At 56.2% G+C, this 19073-nt stretch carries 18 protein-coding genes; 8 read left to right on the top strand and 10 right to left on the bottom strand.

What is annotated here, in order from left to right:
- Nucleotides 1-90 precede the first annotated feature (90 nt).
- A complete protein-coding gene (locus OOF89_RS17515; RefSeq protein WP_266081418.1) occupies nucleotides 91-891 on the top strand; it encodes a creatininase family protein in 801 nt (266 codons plus the stop codon).
- A gap of 38 nt (nucleotides 892-929) precedes the next feature.
- Here OOF89_RS17515 and nagZ read toward each other — a convergent pair whose 3' ends face one another.
- The 4 genes from nagZ to OOF89_RS17495 all read right to left on the bottom strand — a co-directional run bounded on the left by nagZ (nucleotide 930) and on the right by OOF89_RS17495 (nucleotide 6150).
- On the bottom strand, nucleotides 930-2564 hold the full coding sequence (nagZ, locus tag OOF89_RS17510; protein WP_266081416.1) for a beta-N-acetylhexosaminidase: 1635 nt from the start codon (nucleotides 2562-2564) through the stop codon (nucleotides 930-932).
- Nucleotides 2565-2573: 9 nt separating this feature from the next.
- Nucleotides 2574-3740, bottom strand: a complete 1167-nt coding sequence (locus OOF89_RS17505; protein WP_266081414.1) for an exo-beta-N-acetylmuramidase NamZ family protein — start codon at nucleotides 3738-3740, stop codon at nucleotides 2574-2576.
- A 57-nt stretch (nucleotides 3741-3797) separates the two neighbouring features.
- Complete coding sequence (locus tag OOF89_RS17500) at nucleotides 3798-4973, bottom strand: alpha-amylase family protein (RefSeq protein ID WP_266081412.1); 1176 nt, start codon at nucleotides 4971-4973, stop codon at nucleotides 3798-3800.
- Between the two features lie 130 nt (nucleotides 4974-5103).
- Nucleotides 5104-6150, bottom strand: coding sequence for a serine hydrolase domain-containing protein (locus OOF89_RS17495; RefSeq protein WP_266081410.1), 1047 nt, complete (start codon nucleotides 6148-6150; stop codon nucleotides 5104-5106).
- A gap of 95 nt (nucleotides 6151-6245) precedes the next feature.
- On the opposite strand from OOF89_RS17495, the gene OOF89_RS17490 reads away from it, so the two are divergent.
- On the top strand, nucleotides 6246-6926 hold the full coding sequence (locus OOF89_RS17490; protein ID WP_266081408.1) for an HAD family hydrolase: 681 nt from the start codon (nucleotides 6246-6248) through the stop codon (nucleotides 6924-6926).
- Nucleotides 6927-7461: 535 nt separating this feature from the next.
- Here OOF89_RS17490 and OOF89_RS17485 read toward each other — a convergent pair.
- The 3 genes from OOF89_RS17485 to OOF89_RS17475 are packed head-to-tail and all read right to left on the bottom strand — an operon-like array spanning nucleotide 7462 to nucleotide 10523.
- Complete coding sequence (locus OOF89_RS17485) at nucleotides 7462-8688, bottom strand: anhydro-N-acetylmuramic acid kinase (protein WP_266081406.1); 1227 nt, start codon at nucleotides 8686-8688, stop codon at nucleotides 7462-7464.
- A complete protein-coding gene (locus tag OOF89_RS17480) occupies nucleotides 8631-9623 on the bottom strand; it encodes a GNAT family N-acetyltransferase (protein ID WP_266081404.1) in 993 nt (330 codons plus the stop codon). Before OOF89_RS17480 ends, OOF89_RS17485 begins: the two co-directional genes overlap by 58 nt.
- A gap of 54 nt (nucleotides 9624-9677) precedes the next feature.
- Nucleotides 9678-10523, bottom strand: coding sequence for an SDR family NAD(P)-dependent oxidoreductase (locus OOF89_RS17475; protein ID WP_266081402.1), 846 nt, complete (start codon nucleotides 10521-10523; stop codon nucleotides 9678-9680).
- Nucleotides 10524-10623: 100 nt separating this feature from the next.
- Between OOF89_RS17475 and OOF89_RS17470 the strand changes: the two genes are divergently transcribed.
- Entirely contained in the window at nucleotides 10624-12576 is a 1953-nt protein-coding gene (locus tag OOF89_RS17470) for an ABC transporter substrate-binding protein (RefSeq protein WP_266081400.1), read from the top strand.
- Between the two features lie 77 nt (nucleotides 12577-12653).
- On the opposite strand, the gene OOF89_RS17465 is transcribed toward OOF89_RS17470, so the two are convergent.
- Both OOF89_RS17465 and OOF89_RS17460 read right to left on the bottom strand, forming a co-directional pair.
- The gene (locus OOF89_RS17465) at nucleotides 12654-12875 is read right to left on the bottom strand and encodes a hypothetical protein (RefSeq protein ID WP_266081398.1); all 222 of its coding nucleotides are present in this window, start codon (nucleotides 12873-12875) and stop codon (nucleotides 12654-12656) included.
- Between the two features lie 20 nt (nucleotides 12876-12895).
- Nucleotides 12896-13081 carry a hypothetical protein gene (locus tag OOF89_RS17460; protein WP_266081396.1) on the bottom strand — a complete coding sequence of 62 codons (186 nt, stop codon included), beginning with the start codon at nucleotides 13079-13081 and terminating at the stop codon, nucleotides 12896-12898.
- A 96-nt stretch (nucleotides 13082-13177) separates the two neighbouring features.
- Between OOF89_RS17460 and OOF89_RS17455 the strand changes: the two genes are divergently transcribed.
- The 5 genes from OOF89_RS17455 to OOF89_RS17435 all read left to right on the top strand — a co-directional run bounded on the left by OOF89_RS17455 (nucleotide 13178) and on the right by OOF89_RS17435 (nucleotide 17856).
- Entirely contained in the window at nucleotides 13178-14203 is a 1026-nt protein-coding gene (locus OOF89_RS17455; RefSeq protein WP_266081394.1) for an ABC transporter permease, read from the top strand.
- A complete protein-coding gene (locus OOF89_RS17450) occupies nucleotides 14190-15245 on the top strand; it encodes an ABC transporter permease (protein ID WP_266081392.1) in 1056 nt (351 codons plus the stop codon). The genes OOF89_RS17455 and OOF89_RS17450 overlap by 14 nt, the downstream gene beginning before the upstream one ends.
- Nucleotides 15242-15490 (top strand): hypothetical protein, encoded by a 249-nt coding sequence (locus OOF89_RS17445; protein ID WP_266081390.1) that lies wholly within the window; start codon nucleotides 15242-15244, stop codon nucleotides 15488-15490. The genes OOF89_RS17450 and OOF89_RS17445 overlap by 4 nt, the downstream gene beginning before the upstream one ends.
- Before the next feature lie 135 nt (nucleotides 15491-15625).
- Nucleotides 15626-16729: an ABC transporter ATP-binding protein gene (locus tag OOF89_RS17440; protein ID WP_266081389.1), complete on the top strand. Its 1104-nt coding sequence runs from the start codon at nucleotides 15626-15628 to the stop codon at nucleotides 16727-16729.
- On the top strand, nucleotides 16726-17856 hold the full coding sequence (locus OOF89_RS17435) for an ABC transporter ATP-binding protein (RefSeq protein ID WP_266081387.1): 1131 nt from the start codon (nucleotides 16726-16728) through the stop codon (nucleotides 17854-17856). Before OOF89_RS17440 ends, OOF89_RS17435 begins: the two co-directional genes overlap by 4 nt.
- A gap of 2 nt (nucleotides 17857-17858) precedes the next feature.
- Here OOF89_RS17435 and OOF89_RS17430 read toward each other — a convergent pair whose 3' ends face one another.
- Entirely contained in the window at nucleotides 17859-18974 is a 1116-nt protein-coding gene (locus OOF89_RS17430; protein WP_266081385.1) for a mandelate racemase/muconate lactonizing enzyme family protein, read from the bottom strand.
- Nucleotides 18975-19073: the final 99 nt, after the last annotated feature.

Below are 19073 nucleotides of genomic sequence, written 5' to 3'. Positions count from 1 at the left end.
ATTCAATTTCGTGTACCGTTTCTCGCGTGATGAATATTATTTTACGATACAATCCAAATAATTATGCGACCAAAACGAGCAGTGTTCTTTATGACGACAGCGATGCGTCTCTCATCAGTTGCATGGGCGGCAAAGACTCGACGTGAAATTGGAGACATCGGCACCGATGATCGGTCAGTTCTCGTCATTCCCGTCGGAAGTATCGAACAGCACGGCCACCACCTTCCCGTCGCTACTGATACGCTATTAGCTGACGCAGTCGCCCATCTGGGCGCAGAACGTGTCGCAGATGACGTTCCGATTCTCGTCACGCCGCCGGTGTGGTCCGGCTTTTCACCGCACCATCTCTCGCTCGGCGGAACCATCTCGCTCGAACTAGATGACCTGCTCGATGTTCTTTCAGATGTCGCTAGTACGGCCCTTGAAAACGGCTTCAACGGTCTCTGTTTCGTTAACGGACACGGCGGAAACGCCTCTGCCGTCGATAACGCCGTCAGCATTATCGGTAAAAACCATCCCGACGTAGAGGTGACCGGTGTAACCTATTTCCAACTCGCTGAACCGTTTATCGACGAGATTCGGGAGAGCGACGTTGGCGGTATGGCACACGGTGGCGAGTTCGAAACATCGCTTATGCTCCATCTCTACGACGACCTCGTCAAGATGAACCAGGCTGATGCCGAGTATCTGGATGAGCCCTACGATCGTGGCGGAAAAGACCTTCTTGTTGGCGGGCCGCTTTCGACGTATCGACCATTCGAAGCGTATTCTGACTCAGGTGCCATCGGTGATCCTGAGCTGGCCAGCGCTGAAAAAGGGAAAATGCTCTTCGACCGATTGGGTGACGAATTGGCCGACGTGCTTCGAAATATATCCGCACAGACGCAGTAACGTTGTACCCAATCTCCTGAATGAAGTTGCGTCGCAGACTACCTCTCCAGTGTATTGTCCCGATTCGGAATCGTAACGGGAAGCCGACCGGTCGGCTTCCCGTTTCCGACCAGTAGTTCGGCTGCCGCGACGAGCGACGCTTCTGTGTCGTCATATGTCGTCATGTACGTCCGAACGCCGGAAAGCACCGATAGATCGTAGGGGTTTCGCACGGCAACTACGATCGGATTTACGCCTTCCGCTATGAGGTTACGGACGACTGTTGCTTGATCAGGATTCGAGACGGCCTCCGACGTGCAAACTACTGTCGGCCTGTCTTCAATTTCGTCCGGAAACTCTCCTTTCTGAAGAACCGTGGCATCGACTGTCGCGCCGGCTGCCGAGAGTGCCGATGCGAATACACCTTGATTGTCCTGTGTTTCCTCGGCGAGCGAACCACGTCCGGCCTCGAACTCGTAGACGGACACAGTGTGATCGGGCAATGGAATCGCGTTGGAAACGTCGCGCACGAGCGTAACGCCACGTTCGGCGACGGTCCGACCTACGGATCGGCATTCATCTGCAACGGTGTTCCATTCGTCCGTACCGCCCACGTATCCGGCGCCAAACGTCTGTTTCGCGCGAACGATGCGTCGAACCGATGTGTCAATCTGTGATTCTGCAATCCTCTCCGATTCGACTGCGTCGATGACGGCGTCGATGGCGGCATGTTGTTTCCGCGGTGTGTGTGAAACACAGATTTGGTCACAACCCGCTTCGACAGCCCGTACACACCCTTCGACCGTTCCAACGCCGTCGGCGATGGCGTCCATCTCCATGCAGTCCGTGAGCACCAACCCGTCGAATCCGAGTTCTTTTCGGAGAAGGTCGGTGATGACTCTGCGGGAGAGCGTCGCCGGTCGCTCTGCGTCTCCCGTGATGGTCGGAAACGCGACGTGTGTCGTCATAATCGCGCCGATATTGGCCTCGATAGCCTGACGGAACGGTTGCAGTTCGACCGCATCAAGTCGGTCGCGGTCGTGGTCGATAACGGGTAAATCGAGATGGGAATCGACTGCTGTATCGCCGTGACCAGGAAAGTGTTTTCCGCAAGCGATGACACTCGCTTCCTGAATTCCATCAGCAAAGGCGGAGCCAAGCGTTGCGACGTGCTCGGGACGCTCCCCGAACGACCGAACTCCGATGACTGGGTTGTCTGGATTGTTGTTTACGTCGAGAACGGGTGCGAGGTCGATATCAATACCGAGCGACCGCAGTTCACGGCCGACCGCATTTCCAGCCCGGGTGGCAAGTGCCGAGTCGTCCGTCGCACCGAGTGTCATCGCACTCGGAAGCTCAGTTCCCCACGAGAGGCGGGCGACTCGACCTCCCTCTTGATCGATGGACAGGAGCAGTGGCGGCAGCCCATCGGGGACGAATCCCTGAAGCGTGCGAGAGAGAGTTTGAACCTGCTCCGGCGATTCGACGTTTCGGCTAAAGTAGATAACGCCGCCGAGATGGCGCTCGGAAACGAGCCGTTCTATCTCCCGTGTCGGTGTCGTTCCATCGAACCCAGCAACGAACAACTGTCCGACTTTTTCATCCAGCGATAGAGATGAAACAGCTGACTCGATCGCTGTCTTGGAATACAATGACGTTGAGGGAATCGATTCCGTCTCGATTGTTGAATCCATCATCGGTGGTCAGTACCTGAGGTAGTTCGCTCGTGCATCGAGGAATTCGGCACGGTCGTCTTCCCAACTGTTTACGATGGTTTCGGCTATCTCACGGGGCTCTGTGGCAGGGTCTGCAGTGGTTACTGTCTCACGAAGATAGCTCCCTCCTGCCAGCTTGTCGATAAAGTATTCGTCATCGTAGGCAATCCACTCACAGTCGTCGTACGTCGTGAACGCGGACGCAAGAACCGTGAGACCGACCATGACGGGGTCGATTGCGTCCTGGTCGAGGACGTGGATTTGGACGCCCGTGACGTTCTCTCGCTCGTGCTTTGAGAACGTCGGGGAAAAGTAGGCTGGTCGGAATGCCACTCCGTCCAACCCTTGGTTCGAAAGGTCCGTCGCCCACTCGTCCGCGCTGATCCACGGTGCGCCGACGAGTTCGAACGGTTTTGTCGTTCCGCGACCCTCGGAAATGTTCGTCCCTTCGAAAAAACACATGCCGGGGTACAGCATCGCCGTTTCCGGTGTCGGCATGTTTGGTGAGGGATACACCCACGGGAGGTCGGTGTCCGAAAACCAGTCCGAGCGAGCCCAGTCACGCATCTCGATGACCTCCACGTCGGCACCCATCTCAAACTCGCCATTGAAGTATAACGCGAGTTCTCCGATGGTCATTCCGTGTACGATCGGAAGCCCATACGCGCCGACGAACGACGACGCATCGCCACCAATTCGATTCCCGGTGACGGGCAACGAGGAGATCGGATTCGGCCGGTCTAAAACGACCATTCGCTTGTCGGCCTCCGCGGCGCCTCGAAGTGCGTACGCTAACGTATAGATGAGGGTATAAAACCGACAGCCGACGTCCTGCATATCGTAAATGATCGTGTCGATATCGTCCACCATCTCCGGCTTCAGCCGTTTTTGTTCCCCATAAAGACTTTTCACCGGGAGACCGGTTCTGTCGTCGATGCTGTCTTCGACCTTCACACCTGCCTGCGCGTCGCCACGAATACCGTGTTCAGGTCCGAACAGTTTCTGGAGGTCGAATGCGTCGTGATTGTCGAGCAGGTCAATCGTCGTGTTGAGTTTACTGTCAGTTCCCGATGGGTTTGTGGTGAGTCCCAATCGGTCGTCTTCGACTATCTCGGAACGGTCATCTAACAACCGCTCTACACCGAGTGTAACCATATCTTTGGCAATGCGTTTTTGACTTAAAAAACCCTATGTGAATTGGTGGCTGCTGGCTCAATTTTTGGGTCGTGCGATTGCCGTTTCGAGCCAATCGAGATGTTCCTCACTCATGAGGGAATGATTGTATACGTGAAGATCGTCGCCAAGAGCGCCGATTTCGGCGACAAACGTCCGCCAGTCGTCTCGAGTTCCGAGGACATTCGGATCGAGAGTGAGTCCGACATCGACCGGGATATCGACCGCGTTACGATACTCTCGAACACGACGTTCAGCAAGACCACAGTCATCCGTATAACAGAGTGCGATAATGCGGTCGAGATGCGTTTGAACAGCGTCGAGAACGACGCCCGCTGGCCAGCCATCGTTCGGGCCGCGGCCAAGACCGTCCGACGCGGAGTAAGTTAAATCGACGTCACCGCTGGCTGCCGCAATTCGTTCGAGGAAGGTTTCGATAACGGTCGCACGAAAATCGAAGAGGTCCCCGAGGACAGGATGGTCTTCAACGAGCTGTTCCATTGATTCCATCTGCGACGTCGGTTTTTGAAGTATGTCACGAGCGAGCGACTGAACGATCTCACGGGCACCATCGAAATCTACGTGATGACTTGCCGCCCGCTCTTGGCAGGCGGAACAGAAACACTGTGAGACGAGGAGCTCTTCGGGTGTTCCGCTGACGACGTGATTTTTCGCATGTCCAAACGTCGAACCGTGCCCATGGAACGCGGTTGGAAAGCCGAGCGATTCGAGGTTGATCGCGTCGATTCCATAGTCTTCGAGCGACTGTACGACTCCATCAAAGTAATCGTGGACCTCGGGATGGGACGGACAAAACGCGTGGTCGTGTGCGTCTCCAAACGCACTTTCCGTGCGAAACTGTGGGTTGTCCCGACCGAGCCTCGAATTATGAAAACAGACGAGCCAAGCGGTGACGTCGATTCCGTTCTCGGTTAGCAGTTCGACGACATCCCCAAACGGGTCGGGATGGTCATCGATTTCGTTTACCGGAGGGTCGATCGGTGTCTCGTCAAAATACTTCTCGTCGGGGACAAAATAACAGCCACCGCTGTACGATTCGAACAGACCGTCGGTGGAACGCGGGTCGAGCGTTCGAATGGAGTGATAATGCGCGGCGACTGTGACACTCGTTACCCCCAGTTCATCGAACTCTCTTACAACCTGGTTCGGGTCGTGTGAGAGTAAATTCCACGGGTAACTCCAGACTGCGACCATACCTGCCAACGTTCGCGCCGTGTAATAAATATTCCCCGGCCGTGGCAAGAATCCAGTTCGCTCTTGCGTCTTCCTTCGGTTACGCTTCGATGACGATGCTCCCGTCATATCACCCCTAAATTCCCCATTCTCAGTCGAAACGCCCAGCGGCAATCATCGCATGAAGCCGCTCGCGAAACCGAATGAGACCAGTTTCTTTTCCATCGTGGATTTGATTCGTGAGCAACACGGCGAATCGGTCGCGGTCGTGGTCGAGCCACAGTGAGGTTCCGGTATAGCCCGTGTGGCCCAGCCCAGTCCGCGACCAGTTCGGCGCGGGGTACGTCTCGTCGGCAAGTCGCCACCCGAGGCTGTGACGGATGTTCAACTCCGGTACCCAGTCGTCTTGCAAACGCTCGACGGTCGCGTGCGAAAGAAGCGTCCCATCCGCAGCGAGGTACGCTCGGGCGAACGCCGCGAGGTCATCGACCGTCGTGAATAGCCCAGCGTTTCCGCTCTGACCATCCATGGCCCAGCCGAGGGGGTCATGTACTTCTCCTCTGAGTGTTCGGTCGCGATACTGGTGGTCGTAGGTCGCAGCGACGCTCGAACTGTCCGTTAACGGCCCCAGACTGGAGTTCTTCATGTTAACGGAGTTGAAGACGTGCGCCTCAGCAAGTTTGGAGAGCGAACGTCCGGTTGCCTGCCGAAGCGCCTCAGCCAGATAGACGAAATTGAGACAGCTGTACTCGTTTCGGCTTCCGGGTTCGGCTTCGAGTATCGAACGGTTTCGGAGTCCATCCAACACATCCGTCGGCGACCGCCACGACTCGGAAAACGAATACGGCTGAAAACCAGAGCTATGAGTCAGTAGTTCGAGAAGTCGAATCCTCCCACGACGGTGGCCATCGAGGTTCGAGACGTGTTGCCGGAGTTCGTCCGAAAGCGTGATGATTCCGGCTTCAACGAGCGAGAGTGCAGTTGTCGCCGTTACGACCGGTTTCGTTACGGACGCGGCGTCGAACACGGTTTCGCGAGTCATCTCTTTGTCCCGCTCCGGGTCACGTTCGCCGACGACTGCAACCTGTTCGATGCCCGCCGTAGACCCGAGTGCTGCTACGGCACCGGGATACACGCCTTCGTCCCGGCCGCGTTCGAGAACCGCTTCAAGTGAATCGTTTCCCGTCGAATGTGTCATTCCGCTGAACGAGGGTTGCGAACCGTCTTAACTACTCTGCCTGTCGAACATGGGAGAACAATCTATTTGTGACTTCACACGGAATAAACAACACAATGACGTATGATTCGCTGTTGTTCGATGTCGATGGCGTCCTTCTCGACTTCCATCCGGAGCATCCGACCGCCTATCGGCAGGCTGTCGAGGAGACGTTCGATGCGTTTGGCATTTCTCCATCGACTGCCGACGTAGACGCGTTTATCGCGGGTGCGACGATCGAGGATATGCGTCGCGTGTGTGATAATCTCGGCGTCGACTTCACCAGGTTTTGGCCGGAGCGCGAAGCAAACACGTCGAGCCTTCAATGTGGAATGATGGATTGTGGCGAGCGAGTACCATACGACGATTGTTCGGTTCTTTTTGACCTCGCTGAACACCACGCAATGGGTGTTATCAGCAGCAACCAACACGCAACCGTCGAATACATGCTCGAATATTTCGAGTTTGCTCACCTTTTCGAGACGGTATACGGCCGCAAACCGACGGTCGAAGGATTCGAACGAACGAAGCCGGACACGTACTATCTCGAACGCGCAATGGCGGACCTCGACGTAACGGACGGATTGTACGTCGGGGATAGTGCATGTGACGTTCGTGCTGCCCACGCCGCTGGTCTCGATTCGGTGTTCGTTCGCCGGTCGCATCGAACGGAATACGATCTTCCCGAAGATCCGACCTACGAGGTAACGTCACTCACAGTCCTCCCCGACCTCCCGGGTGTCACAGCGGATTCGTAGCTTCTTCTCGTCCACATTTTCCCATTAGAGTGCCGCTCGGTTCGAATTTCTGGAACTGTTTCTCACCCTTCATCTGTCTTGTAATCAATTTCGGCTCAGCAGAAACGACCGGGAGAAGCCACGAGACACGTTAATTTCCAAAATTCGTTGTGTATGGGACTTTCATAATCGGGACTCACCGTTTCGATAGAGTAGAAACCATGCTCTAAACGCAAGTATTACCACTTCTCTCTGCAGAATGGTGGACTCGACGACATTCGATATCCATTACGATACTATGGATGTAATGGTCTGTTTGATGGGTCGTATGCCATCCCTCGTTACAGTTCGCATTTTTCCTAATTTAACGATGAATGAACGTTTGATTCGGTTCGTTCGAAACCTTCTGAACGGCTGACGAATGAAGACGAACCCTGAATGGCGGAGCACTGCTTGTCGATACATCACTGTATATGGCTTTTACGGAGTCGAAAACAACCTACCGTTGAGACCGGGCTACGGTGAGATATCGACCGTTCGAAAACGTGTGGGTCGCTCAGGTCGGTGGACAACGCTTTCCCATGACGACCGGGCGGGCGGCACCGGTCGCGCTGGGAACATTATTTGGAACCCCATCGAGTGCTGCTGTGGCGAGTAGGGCGAACGCGACGGCTTCCTTCGCGTCGGCACCGATGCCATATTCATCGATCGTTGTTACCGGACCGTTCACCTCCGCGTCGAGCATCTCGATGAGCGTAGAATTGAACGCTCCACCGCCGGAGACGACGACTTCGTCCGGCATCTGCGGGAGGAATTTGCGGTACGCAGCAGCGATCGATCGGGCCGTCAGCGCGGTCGCTGTCGCGACGATATCTTCGTCGGGAAGATTTTGCTCGCGACAGATGTCGATGAACTCTCGAACGTACGCACGACCAAACTCTTCCCTCCCGGTCGATTTCGGAGGCGCAGTATGGAAGTAGTGCTTGTCCATCGCAGTTTTGAGAATCGCGTCGCTGACCGTTCCGTTCCGAGCGATTTCTCCATCTCGATCGTACGTCCGTTCGCCGTCGGTCAACCGTTGGACGACGCCATCAATAACCATATTGCCGGGACCCGTGTCGAATGCTGTGACGTTCTCTCGACTCGCTTCGGGTGGCAACGCTGTACAGTTTGCGATTCCACCGATGTTCTGAGCGATCTGGAACGACTCATCGTCGGCAAGTAGGGCGAGGTCGGCGAACGGTACAAGGGGGGCACCATGTCCGCCGACTGCAATGTCGGCGGTGCGGAAGTCGGAAATCGTCGTAATACCGGTTCGTTCGGCGATAAGACTCCCGTCCCCAATTTGGAGCGTCGAACGGAGACGCTCGTCACCAACGGGCATCGCTTTCGGTATCGGTTCGTGCCGGACTGTTTGGCCGTGTGACCCGATGGCGTTTACATTCTCTATATCGATGTTCGCGGCCGTGGCGGCCGCAACAGCCGCATCCGCGAAAACCGTTCCGAGCGTAACGTTCAGGGTACACACCTCCGCGACGGATCCCTCGTCGGTGCACACCTTTTCGATTCGCTCGCGGAGTGGTGGGTCATACGAACGCGTGACGAACGACTCGACGGACACATCGTAGTCTGGACTGTCGTTCCCATCGCTTCGAATTCGACAACAGGCCGCATCGACGCCATCCAGTGACGTTCCGGACATGAGGCCGATAACGATGCGCTCGTTCACGCCGCCCCCTTTGTCGCCCGCAGTTCTTTCGTGACCGTTTCGTAGGTGAGCCACGGTTCGAAGCCGAGCTTACCGTAGTATTCGGCGAGGTCGGTCCAGTCGATGATCATGTGGTCGTATCCCGCGTCGCGATAGCGTTCGGTGAGCGACGCGACCAACCAGAGTCCCCATCCACGACCGCGATACGATTCGTGAACGCCGAGCGGGCCAAGTCCGCAGACGGTTCCGTCGAGTCGGTCCGCCCAGTTGACGTTCCCACCGCGATACGCTGAATTCGGCGTGTTCGTCCGGGCGAAGCCGACCGTTTCTCCCTCGTTTCGGAGGAGCCAGTACTCCGAAGCCCCACCAGGAACACGGACGAAGTTCTCCGCCTCGTAGCTCCAGCGACCCGGGAACTGGTCGGACAGGAATTCGAGAAGGGGTTTCGCGTCCGCTCCGACCCGTTCGAGCGCCAACTCCGGCCACGAGTCGGCAACGTCGGCGATTCGTGGGGGTGATTCGTATTCCGTGAGGGTACCTCGGAGGTCGTGAAACGTCCTGTCGATGCCGAACCCGTTTTGACGGAGCGTCTTCCGAAGGTCGTCCAGCTCGGTCGGGACACCGGGGAGGAAATGCCCGGGGTCACCGCCAAAACGGAGTCGGGAGACGCCAAAATCCGTCATGTCGCGCTCGACCGTCGCGAGCAGTTTTTGAGAAACATTGGTTCGATTCTCGACTGCCGGATCCACAGCGAACAGACTTATCCATCCCTGTTCGGAACCCGTATATTCGGGAATCGACGTCGTAAGCCGCTTTCCGAGCGCGAACGCCACGAGCGTATTGTCCTCGAAACCACCCCATGCCGTTACATCGACCCCGGTGAAGGGGGCAAAGACGTTCTGTACCGCTACCCGCCCCGGGATGGCGAAGGACGGATAGGTGCGATTCCAGCAGTCGATGCCGACACGAATGCTATCGTAGTCGGTCAGTTGGCGGAACTCGGCGGTCATCCTTCCGCTGTTTCTCCCACCGCTACTTATAATTCCACTCCCCGAACCGACGTTTCATTCGCCCTGGTCGCTCTCGTGGTGACGCGTCGGCGGTTCGTCGATATCGTACATCATCGTCTCCAACTGCTGGTCGAGTCCGGCGGTGAGGCCGCCATCGACGACGAGCTCGGTGCCGGTAACGAACGATGCTTCTTCGGACGTCAGATAAAATGCAGCAGCGGCCACGTCTTCGGGGCGACCGAATCGACCGACAGGATACTGGTTTATCCATTCCTCTCGAACCGGTCCCTCGGTCGTCAGCTTCTCGCTCGATGCATCAGTGATGATGCTTCCCGGGCAGATCGCGTTCGAGCGAACGCCGTGTCTGCCGTACTGGGTCGCCACGAGCCGAGAAAGCGCGAGAATACCGCTTTTCGCGGCGGAATACGAAACCAGGCCGATACCGAGTCGCGCGTTAACGGACGAGATGTGAACCATCGAACCGCCACCCGATTCGACCATCGCCGGGAGTACTTCCCGGGCACAGAGGAACTGTCCCTTCAGGTTGATATCGATGATTCTATCCCACGTGTTGGTCGCCACGTCGGCGACGTTTCCATCGTCAAACGACCCGCCCGCGTTGTTCACGAGAATATCGACGCTCCCGTGTCGCTCCATCGTCGCTTCGACCATCGTCGCGACGTCGCTTGGATTGCTGACGTCCGTCGGGACAAACTCGGCGGTGCCGCCTTCGTTCTCGATCTCCGCAACCGTCCGCTCGCTGCCCTCGTTGTCCACATCTGCAACAATTACGGTCATGTCCGCGTCGGCAAATCGTTTCGCAACGGCACGTCCGATACCCTTTGCCGCACCGGTGACGATGGCGACATCGGTATGTCGACTGTCTGCGCTGAAAGCCATACCTCACACCTGTTCCCCCAATACAAACTGTTTTGGGTCCAAGAGGGTAAAATCACTAACCCAAACATTTTTGCCCTCTCATTTAAATATCAAATCGAGCATGGTTAACAGCAACCACGGTTCTAGCGGTGATCCACAGGGGAACCGCCTGACACGACGACAATGGCTCGCGCTCGGCGGGAGTGCGACGATGGCTGGTCTGGCCGGTTGTGGCGGGAACAACCCCAATGACCCGGACGTAACGATGAGTTCCAACACATCGAACGGCGATGGAACGCCCGTCACAACGGAACTCCATATGCGTGCGCCGGTCAGCTGGCAACCGAGCAAAGCGAACATCAACCCGTTCACGAGCACCAAAAATACGGAATTTTGGATGGATTACATCTGGTGGGAGTCTCCAGTGTATCCCAACGCCCATGGGAAACCGATGTATTGGCTCGCGGATGAAGTCAATATCAAAGGAGACGGCTGTGAAGTCGAAATAAAGCTCAACGAGGACTACACGTGGTGGGATGGTACACCCGTGACTGCACAGGACCTTCATACGGCGTATCTCATCAGTGACTATCGCGTGGATCTCGGCCCGGAGAATACCGACGATAGCTGGGAGATCGTGGACAAATACACCCTCAAACACAAACTTTCGGGACCGGCCAATCCGTCCCTGCAGAAGTCTTCGTACCTTTCTATCGCCGTCAAACACGACTACTTCAAATCGTGGCTGCAGAAGTACGAGGATGCGGGAAGCGAGGAGGCTATCAAGGAGGTAACGAAGGAACTGGAAGAGGAGAACATCACGCTGAACGACCTGACTGAGAAGGGACTCGGCTGTGGTCTCTGGAAGCCAACACAACTTTCGCCAACTAACGCCGTTCACGAGAAGTACGAGGATCACCCCCGAGCCGATTGGACGAACCTAAAGACGTTCAACTGGCATCTCATCTCCGAGAAGCAAAAGGCGATTCAGTCGCTTAGAGCCGACCAGCTCGACATGGGTGACAAGACGGTAAATCAGGCAAAATCCAGCAGCAAGGTGGACGTGTTCAATCGGTTCGGTACGTCCAGCATTGTCAAACTCTCGATGAACTGGAACAACGAACATCTCGCCCGCCGTCCGGTTCGCCGGGCTATCGCCTACCTCATCGATCACGATGAACTCGTTCAAGTCATCAAAAGCACACAGGGCCTGAACTACGAATCCCGTGATACCGTCACCGGAATGTCATCCAAGGCGACGAAACAATGGGTCGACGACGGTTTCCGGAACAAACTCATCACCTACGGACGCAATTCGAAGCCACAAAAAGCGAAACAGGTCCTCGAAAACGCTGGCTACTCGAAGGATGGAAACGTCTGGGTCGGTCCGAACGGTAGTCGAGTCGAGGGGCTCACCTATCTGACCCCGCCGTGGAACATCTACGAAACCATCGGGAACTACATGAGTCCCAAACTCAAGGAGTTTGGTTTCGATAACAAACTTGTCATCCCGTCAAGCAGCGGCTTTTGGAAACGCTGGACGGACACACACGACTTCGACATGGTCAACTGGTTCTCCGATACGTCACACCCGGCAAATGCGTATTCGACCCTCAGCGTGGCAGGTATCGGGAAGTACGACGAAATTGTGAATAAGAGTGAGGCGAAAGGCAACTGCAAAGTAAACCGTAGTATGCCCGATCTTTCGCAAGATCGGAGCAACAAACTGAACCATCCCATCCGAGCGAAGTTCCCGAAAAAGGTTGGACAGAAGGGGAACGGCGGTTCGAAACAAACGTTGAACCCGGTCAAATGGAACAACATCATGTCCCAGACGCAGTCCACGAAGGAAGTCAAAGATCTCACCAAGAAGCTCATGTGGTACACGAATTGGCAAGTTCCACATATCGGCTTCTACGACGAGACGAGAGCGTTCTGGGGTGACACGAGTAAGTTCAACTTCCCCACCGCAGAGGCCGATGACCACCCGAACGCGGAGGGGACAAAGGCGGAACACTTCTCGAACTCGATGGAGTTCCTGATGAAGGGGCACGTCAGCGCGAAAACCAAGTAACCGAGAAGCAAACACACCCCGAGTAGAATCGGAGTGTACTAGATTCGATCACGACTTCCATTTTACTGTCTGTTCCATCACGTCCGATAGCATTTCAGAAGGACGACTCCCGTCACCGCTCCGAGTGCTCCAGCGCCGACGGCATTGAGAAGGGAAATGACGTGCGTGGCCGTGCCCGGTTCCGTCCAGAAAAAGAGTGCTATCGAGAGGACTCCGGCAAGACACTCAAAGGCGAACAGCAGGGCAAACTTATCGGTGTTCGAACAGACGTAGTCGAAGAGGCTAAGGCCGTGTGACATCCGTTCGATGGACTCGTGTGTCAGGGATTAAGCGTTTCGTCCCGCTCGTCGCTGTCACCCGTATGCGTAACAACGTGTGGAACACCGCAGTCGGGACATTCGTAGTGCTTGCGGTCAAATGTTCCACCACATCTGATGCATTGGTACGTTTCGGTGTCGTCCGTACCACCGCCGAGATAGCTTCGAAGCCGTTCGAGGAGCGTCATACCCTCATCTGGTTGTCGGCCCTCATGAATGGACCGTTACAGAGAATCTCTCCCATAGCTTTATTGGTATGGGAGAAACACAAGCACAGTAGCACGATGTATTATTCGAAGCGGATCGGCCAGTCAGTGCTGGTGTTTTTCCTCGCACTGACAGTAACGTTCGCCCTGTACCGGATGCTCCCATTCGGTCCCATCGAGATGGTCAAAATCCATCTGATGCAACAGATGCTAGAGCAGGGTGAGAGTCCATCACCGCAGCAGATGGCGCGTATCAACGCAATGGTCGAGACCTACACCGGAATCGACCCCAATCAACCGTGGTACGTTTCGTACTATCATTATCTGCGGGATATCGTCCTGTACCAGGATTTTGGACGGTCAATATTCAAAAACCGACCTGTCTTCGATATCCTGTTCGAAGCGATGCCGTGGTCGATTTTCATCAGCATCTACGGACTTGCGCTCGGGACTACCGTCAGCTTGCTGTTCGGCGCGGTCATGGCGTACAACGAGGGGAGCAAATTCGACACCGGAATGACGATTTTCTCCATTGCTAATACCACCGTTCCGTACTACATCGTCGCCATCCTCTCGCTCATCGTCTTCTCGTTCTATCTCGGCTGGCTGCCGAGTGGCGGTCGGATGGACCCGAACACGACGCCAGGTCTCAACCTCCCGTTCATCATCGGGGTCGTTAAACATGCGGCGCTGCCCGTCCTCTCGTCGTTTATCGCGGGATTCGGGGGTGCGTTAGCGTTCCGCGGCAACTGTATCCGTGAGATGGGTGAAGGCTATATTCGGGTCGCACAGCTCCGTGGCATCAGTCAGGGGCGAATCGCCATTCGCTACGTTGGTCGGAACGCGCTCTTACCCATCTACACAAGTATCATGATGGGTATCGCGAGTATCTTCGGAAGTGGAATCATCTTGGAGACGATTTTCAACTATCCCGCAATGGGACTCGTAACGTTCAACGCACTGTTGAATCGTGATTATCCGGTCATCATGGGTGCGTTCATCTTCTTCACCAGCATTACACTGTTAGGGATTCTCGTTGCGGACTTGACGTATGGGGTCATCGATCCCCGAGTCAAAGGAGGGAGTGACCGTGAAGCCTACTGATGACGCAAACGATCTTGGCTCGGACTGTTCGCCCCCACGCACGGATGGTGGGACGAGCGGCCACTCCGGTTCCGCCGGTCCGGTAGACGAGAGCATTTTCACACAGACAGCGAACGTTCCCGAACTGACACCGCGTGAAAAGGCTCGAAGAACGTTCGAGCGCCGCATCTATGCGCCGGTGGCGGTTCTGCTCAACGATTGGCGGGCACTGTTCGGCTCGCTCATCCTGCTTGGATTCGTTGTGATGGGTACCGTTGGAGTCTACCTCATTCCAGAAGCCAGCGTCATGGAAGGGCCGATATTCGTCCCGCCATTCACCAATTGGGAGTATCCGCTTGGAACGGGCGTGATGGGGAAGTCGATTTTGAAACAGGTCGTCCACGCGACTCCTGCAATGCTGCAGATGATTTTAGCAGGTGCATTACTTTCGGTCTGTCTCGGAACGGTTATTGGGACGGTCGCGGGTTATCGCGGCGGCCGAACCGATTACGTGTTGATGTCGATCACCGATGTCGTACTCACGATCCCCGGTATCGCACTGGTAATCGTGCTGGCGAGCATCTACCAACCCGAACAGCCGCTCGTCGTCGGACTCATCCTCGGTATCGACAACTGGCCACGGTTGGCCCGAACCGTGCGTTCGCAGGTGCTGAGTATCCGCGAGGAGTCGTTTACGGAAGCTTCACGTATCATGGGCTTATCCGAGACTCGTATCCTTCGCAAGGACATCATTTCGAACCTGATGCCGTACATCTCGGTGAACTTCGCGAACAGCTCGCGAAACATCATCTTCGAGTCGATCGCCCTGTACTTCCTTGGTATCCTCCCCCACTCGACGCTCAATTGGGGCGTGATGATGGACAAGGCCTACAGCAATGCGGACTTGACGAACCCCGATCAGATTCACTGGCTCCTCGTTCCGATGGCACTCATCATCCTCATCTCGCTTGGATTCATCCTGCTCGCGCAGGGCCTCGATAGGGTGTTCAACGTCCGACTTCGCTCCCGTCACGAGACGGCCGCCGGTGGTGGTGACACATGAGCACCCGCTTATCGGCCGTGAACGGACGAACGGTGTCCGTTCTGCTTGCCATCAGGCAGTCGTTCCTTGCGTTCATCACGGCGATGGGCGTCATCTGTTGCCTGTTGGCCGTTCTCCTCTCGACGCACGTTCTCCCGTCGCTAACGCACGGCGTCCTTGCCGGGATGTTCGCTATCTGGGGTACAAGCGCGTTCGTCTACGCGATTATCGGCCATCTCGGACTTCGACTCATCAATTACACCTAATGAAACGACAATCCACGATCGAACCCATGCCCACTACAGACACCACCACGGCAACGTCGTATCGACACTCGAACCGACCCGAACGATTCACCCGAACCGTTCGATTCGAGGAGATCTGCGACGATGGAGGTAGGAATGGCGACTGAATCCCGCCCCACTTCAGATGCGGAGGGTCCGCCGGACGGAGACATTATCTTGGAGATACGGGATACCAGCGTCTCGTTCAGCATGGATCGCGGTGATTCTCGTGTCCTCCGTGATGTCAGCATCGACGTTCGCGCAGGCGAGGTGCTCGGCGTCGTCGGCGAAAGCGGTTCCGGAAAATCGATGCTTGCCTCTGCGATGTTGGATGCCGTCGTTTCGCCGGGACAAGTCGAGGGCGAGATCATCTATCATCCGCCGGAGGGTTCGCCGGTTGACATCCTTTCCCTTTCCCGTGAGGAACTCACGAAACTCCGCTGGAACGAGATTTCGTTCGTCATCCAGGGCGCTCAAAGCGCGTTCAATCCGACGATGACTATCGGTAGTCACTTCGAGGAGACACTCCGGGCACACGACGCCGATGTTGCGGCCGGTATGGAGTTCGCCCGAGAACTCCTCGCCGACCTCTATCTGCCCATCGAACAGGTATTGCACTCACATCCCCACGAGCTATCCGGCGGGATGAAACAGCGCGCCCTTATCGCGCTTGGCCTCGTTTTGAACCCGAACGTCGTCGTGATGGACGAACCGACCGCGGCACTCGACCTTCTCATGCAACGCTCCATCATCAGCATGTTGGAAGACCTGCAGGAAAAATACGACTTGACGATGGTATTCGTCACCCACGATCTGCCGTTGGTCGCCGACCTCGCGGACCGACTTGCGGTGATGTATGCATTCGAACTCGTCGAACTCGGTCCAACGGACGACGTTCTCGACCATGCAGCACACCCGTATACCCGTGCGTTGCTCAATGCTGTCCCGAACATCTCCGACCGCGAGATGGAAGTCGATGGTATCGATGGATCGAGTCCCGACCCCGTAACGCTTCCACGGGGGTGTTCGTTCAACCCACGATGCCCGCTCGCGGATGGGATGTGCACGTCGGAAAACCCACAGCTGCGGGATGTGGATTCCGGCCACGATGTCGCTTGTTTCCACTGGGAGGAAGCCCGTGAAACCATTCCGTTGCTGCTTGATGAATCGACGGATTCGATGGAAAGCGTTACTGAGACTCATGGGGGTGACCGGCGATGACAGACAACCGCGGTGAACCACTGTTGTCCATGCAAAACGTGAGCGTTCACTTTGAGAAAGAGCGCCTGTTCGGGCTCGCTGGTTCCGAAACCGTCCACGCCGTCGATGATGTAAGCCTCGACCTGTACGAGAACGATATCGTCGCCCTCGTTGGCGAATCCGGCTGTGGAAAGACGACGCTTGGTAAGACTGCTATCGGCGTTCAGCGTCCGACGGACGGTCGCGTGTTGTACCGAGGGCAGGACATTTGGGAGACGAAGGAGTCCGGTGGGCTGTTCGGCGGGAAACAGGCAGAGGGTGAGTACTCGCCCCAGGAAATACGGCGGTCGCTCCAGATGATTCACCAGGACCCCGGCAGTTCGTTGAACTCGAACTACACCGTCGAATCGAGTCTCGCCGAACCACTAAAACGCTGGCAACCGGAGATGAGCGAAGCCGACCGCCGTGCCCGGATCTACGGGTTGCTCGAGTACGTGGGAATGTCCCCAGCGAAGGATTACGCAAAGCGATATCCACACCAGCTTTCCGGCGGCGAACAGCAACGCGTTGCCCTCATTCGGTCTCTGTTGATGAATCCCGACCTCATCCTCGCGGACGAGGCCATCAGTGCGCTCGACGTATCGCTTCGTGCCGAGATGATGGACCTCATGCTCGAACTGCAAGAGCAGTTCAACACGTCCTATCTGTACATTTCACACGATCTCGCCAACGCAAAGCATCTCACACAGCGAGCGAATGGCCGAATCGGCATCATGTATCTCGGCGAACTCGTGGAAATCGGAACCCCCGAACAGATAATTCACGACCCACAGCATCCCTACACGAAGGTGTTGCTCTGGGCGACTTCCGATCTCCGAAATCGTTCTGATAGCGTCCCGGAACCGCCGGTTCGATCGCTCGATATTCCCGACCCCGTCGATCCACCGTCTGGATGTCGATTCCATACGCGCTGCCCAGAGGCGCGGACGGCGTGTACGAAGGCCTGCCCCTCACTCACTGACCACGATGGCGACGGACGACGAACGGCGTGCTTCCGGCACGAAGACACGCACAGTTATTGGCAGAGCGAACCGCTCGAAGACGAAAAAGGGTCCCCTCCCCCGAGCAGTGCGGCCGAAAGTGACTGATCTCAATCACATCGATACTGTTCTACCTTCTCCTCGTCCACCGTTATCCCGAGCCCCGGTTCGTCGGGCACTGAAAGGGCTCCGTCTTCGACTTCGAACGGCTCCTCGATGATGTAGTCATCCCATCCGTAGTAGACGCTATCCGGGGGGAGATTGATTCCAGGCGTGCTCGCTACAGTGTGGAGCATGGCAGCAGTCTTGACGCCGAGGTCGAACCCACAGTGGTGTGATACCGAGACACCCGCGTTTGCCGCCATCGCGACTTGCTCTCTGACGCGGAGGATACCACCAGCAGGGACGAGATCAACGACGGCTACGTCGATGGCGTCGGCTTGGAGTAGGTAGCGGAGGTTTCGCGGGAAGTAGGTATCCTCGTTGACTGCAATCGGCGTTCGGACACGGTTTCGGAGCGAGGCATACGTTCCATACGTATCGATTCGAACCGGTTGCTCCAGATACTGGAGCAAGATCCCTTCCTCCTCGAGCCGAGTAGCGACGCGAACCGCGTCCTCGAACGCCCATCCTTGATTGGGATCGAGTCGAAACTCCAATTCACCATCCACTTCGTCGTGCATCGCACGAATCCGTTCGACGTCCTCGCGCCAATCCGGTCCGGCTTTCGTTTTCAACGTCGTGAATCCATGCTCGACCGCTCGATTGGCGTAATTGCGTGACTCTTCGGGGCCGAGGATGCCGAGACAGGTCGCTATTGGTACGTTTTCGCGGGTCTTGCCGCCAAGTAGTTGGTGGACAGGAACACCAACCTGCTTGCCGAACGCGTCCCAGAGTGCGGTTTCGACGGCTCCGAGGAACGGTCGGACTTTCACGTATGGGAAGTAAAACGACTCAACGAAATTGCGTATTTCGCCGACCTCACGACCCACGAGTTCGGGAGCGATCACGTCGTCCATGACCGCTTTCGTCACCGCGGCGGATTTCATTCCGACGAGCATCTCGCCCCAACCGGTCACACCCTCGTCCGTTTTGACTTTGACGAGCATTCTCGTAACCGATTCGACACTATCGTGGTTGCTCACGTAGGGTGCGAGGCCAAGTTCCGATTCGAGTGGTTTGACGCCCATCTCTACTGGGATGGCTGACACGTCCGTAATCGACATATGTATTCCTCGAACTCGACCTACAAATAATTCCGTACGGCGGCGATTTCGTCAGCCAACAGTTCGGAGAGCTTATACAATCGAATCGTCTCTTATGAA

This window comes from Haladaptatus caseinilyticus (assembly GCF_026248685.1).
GTDB lineage: Archaea > Halobacteriota > Halobacteria > Halobacteriales > Haladaptataceae > Haladaptatus > Haladaptatus caseinilyticus.
Note: the sequence above shows the minus strand (reverse complement) of the source record. Positions and strands in the feature narration are given on the sequence as shown.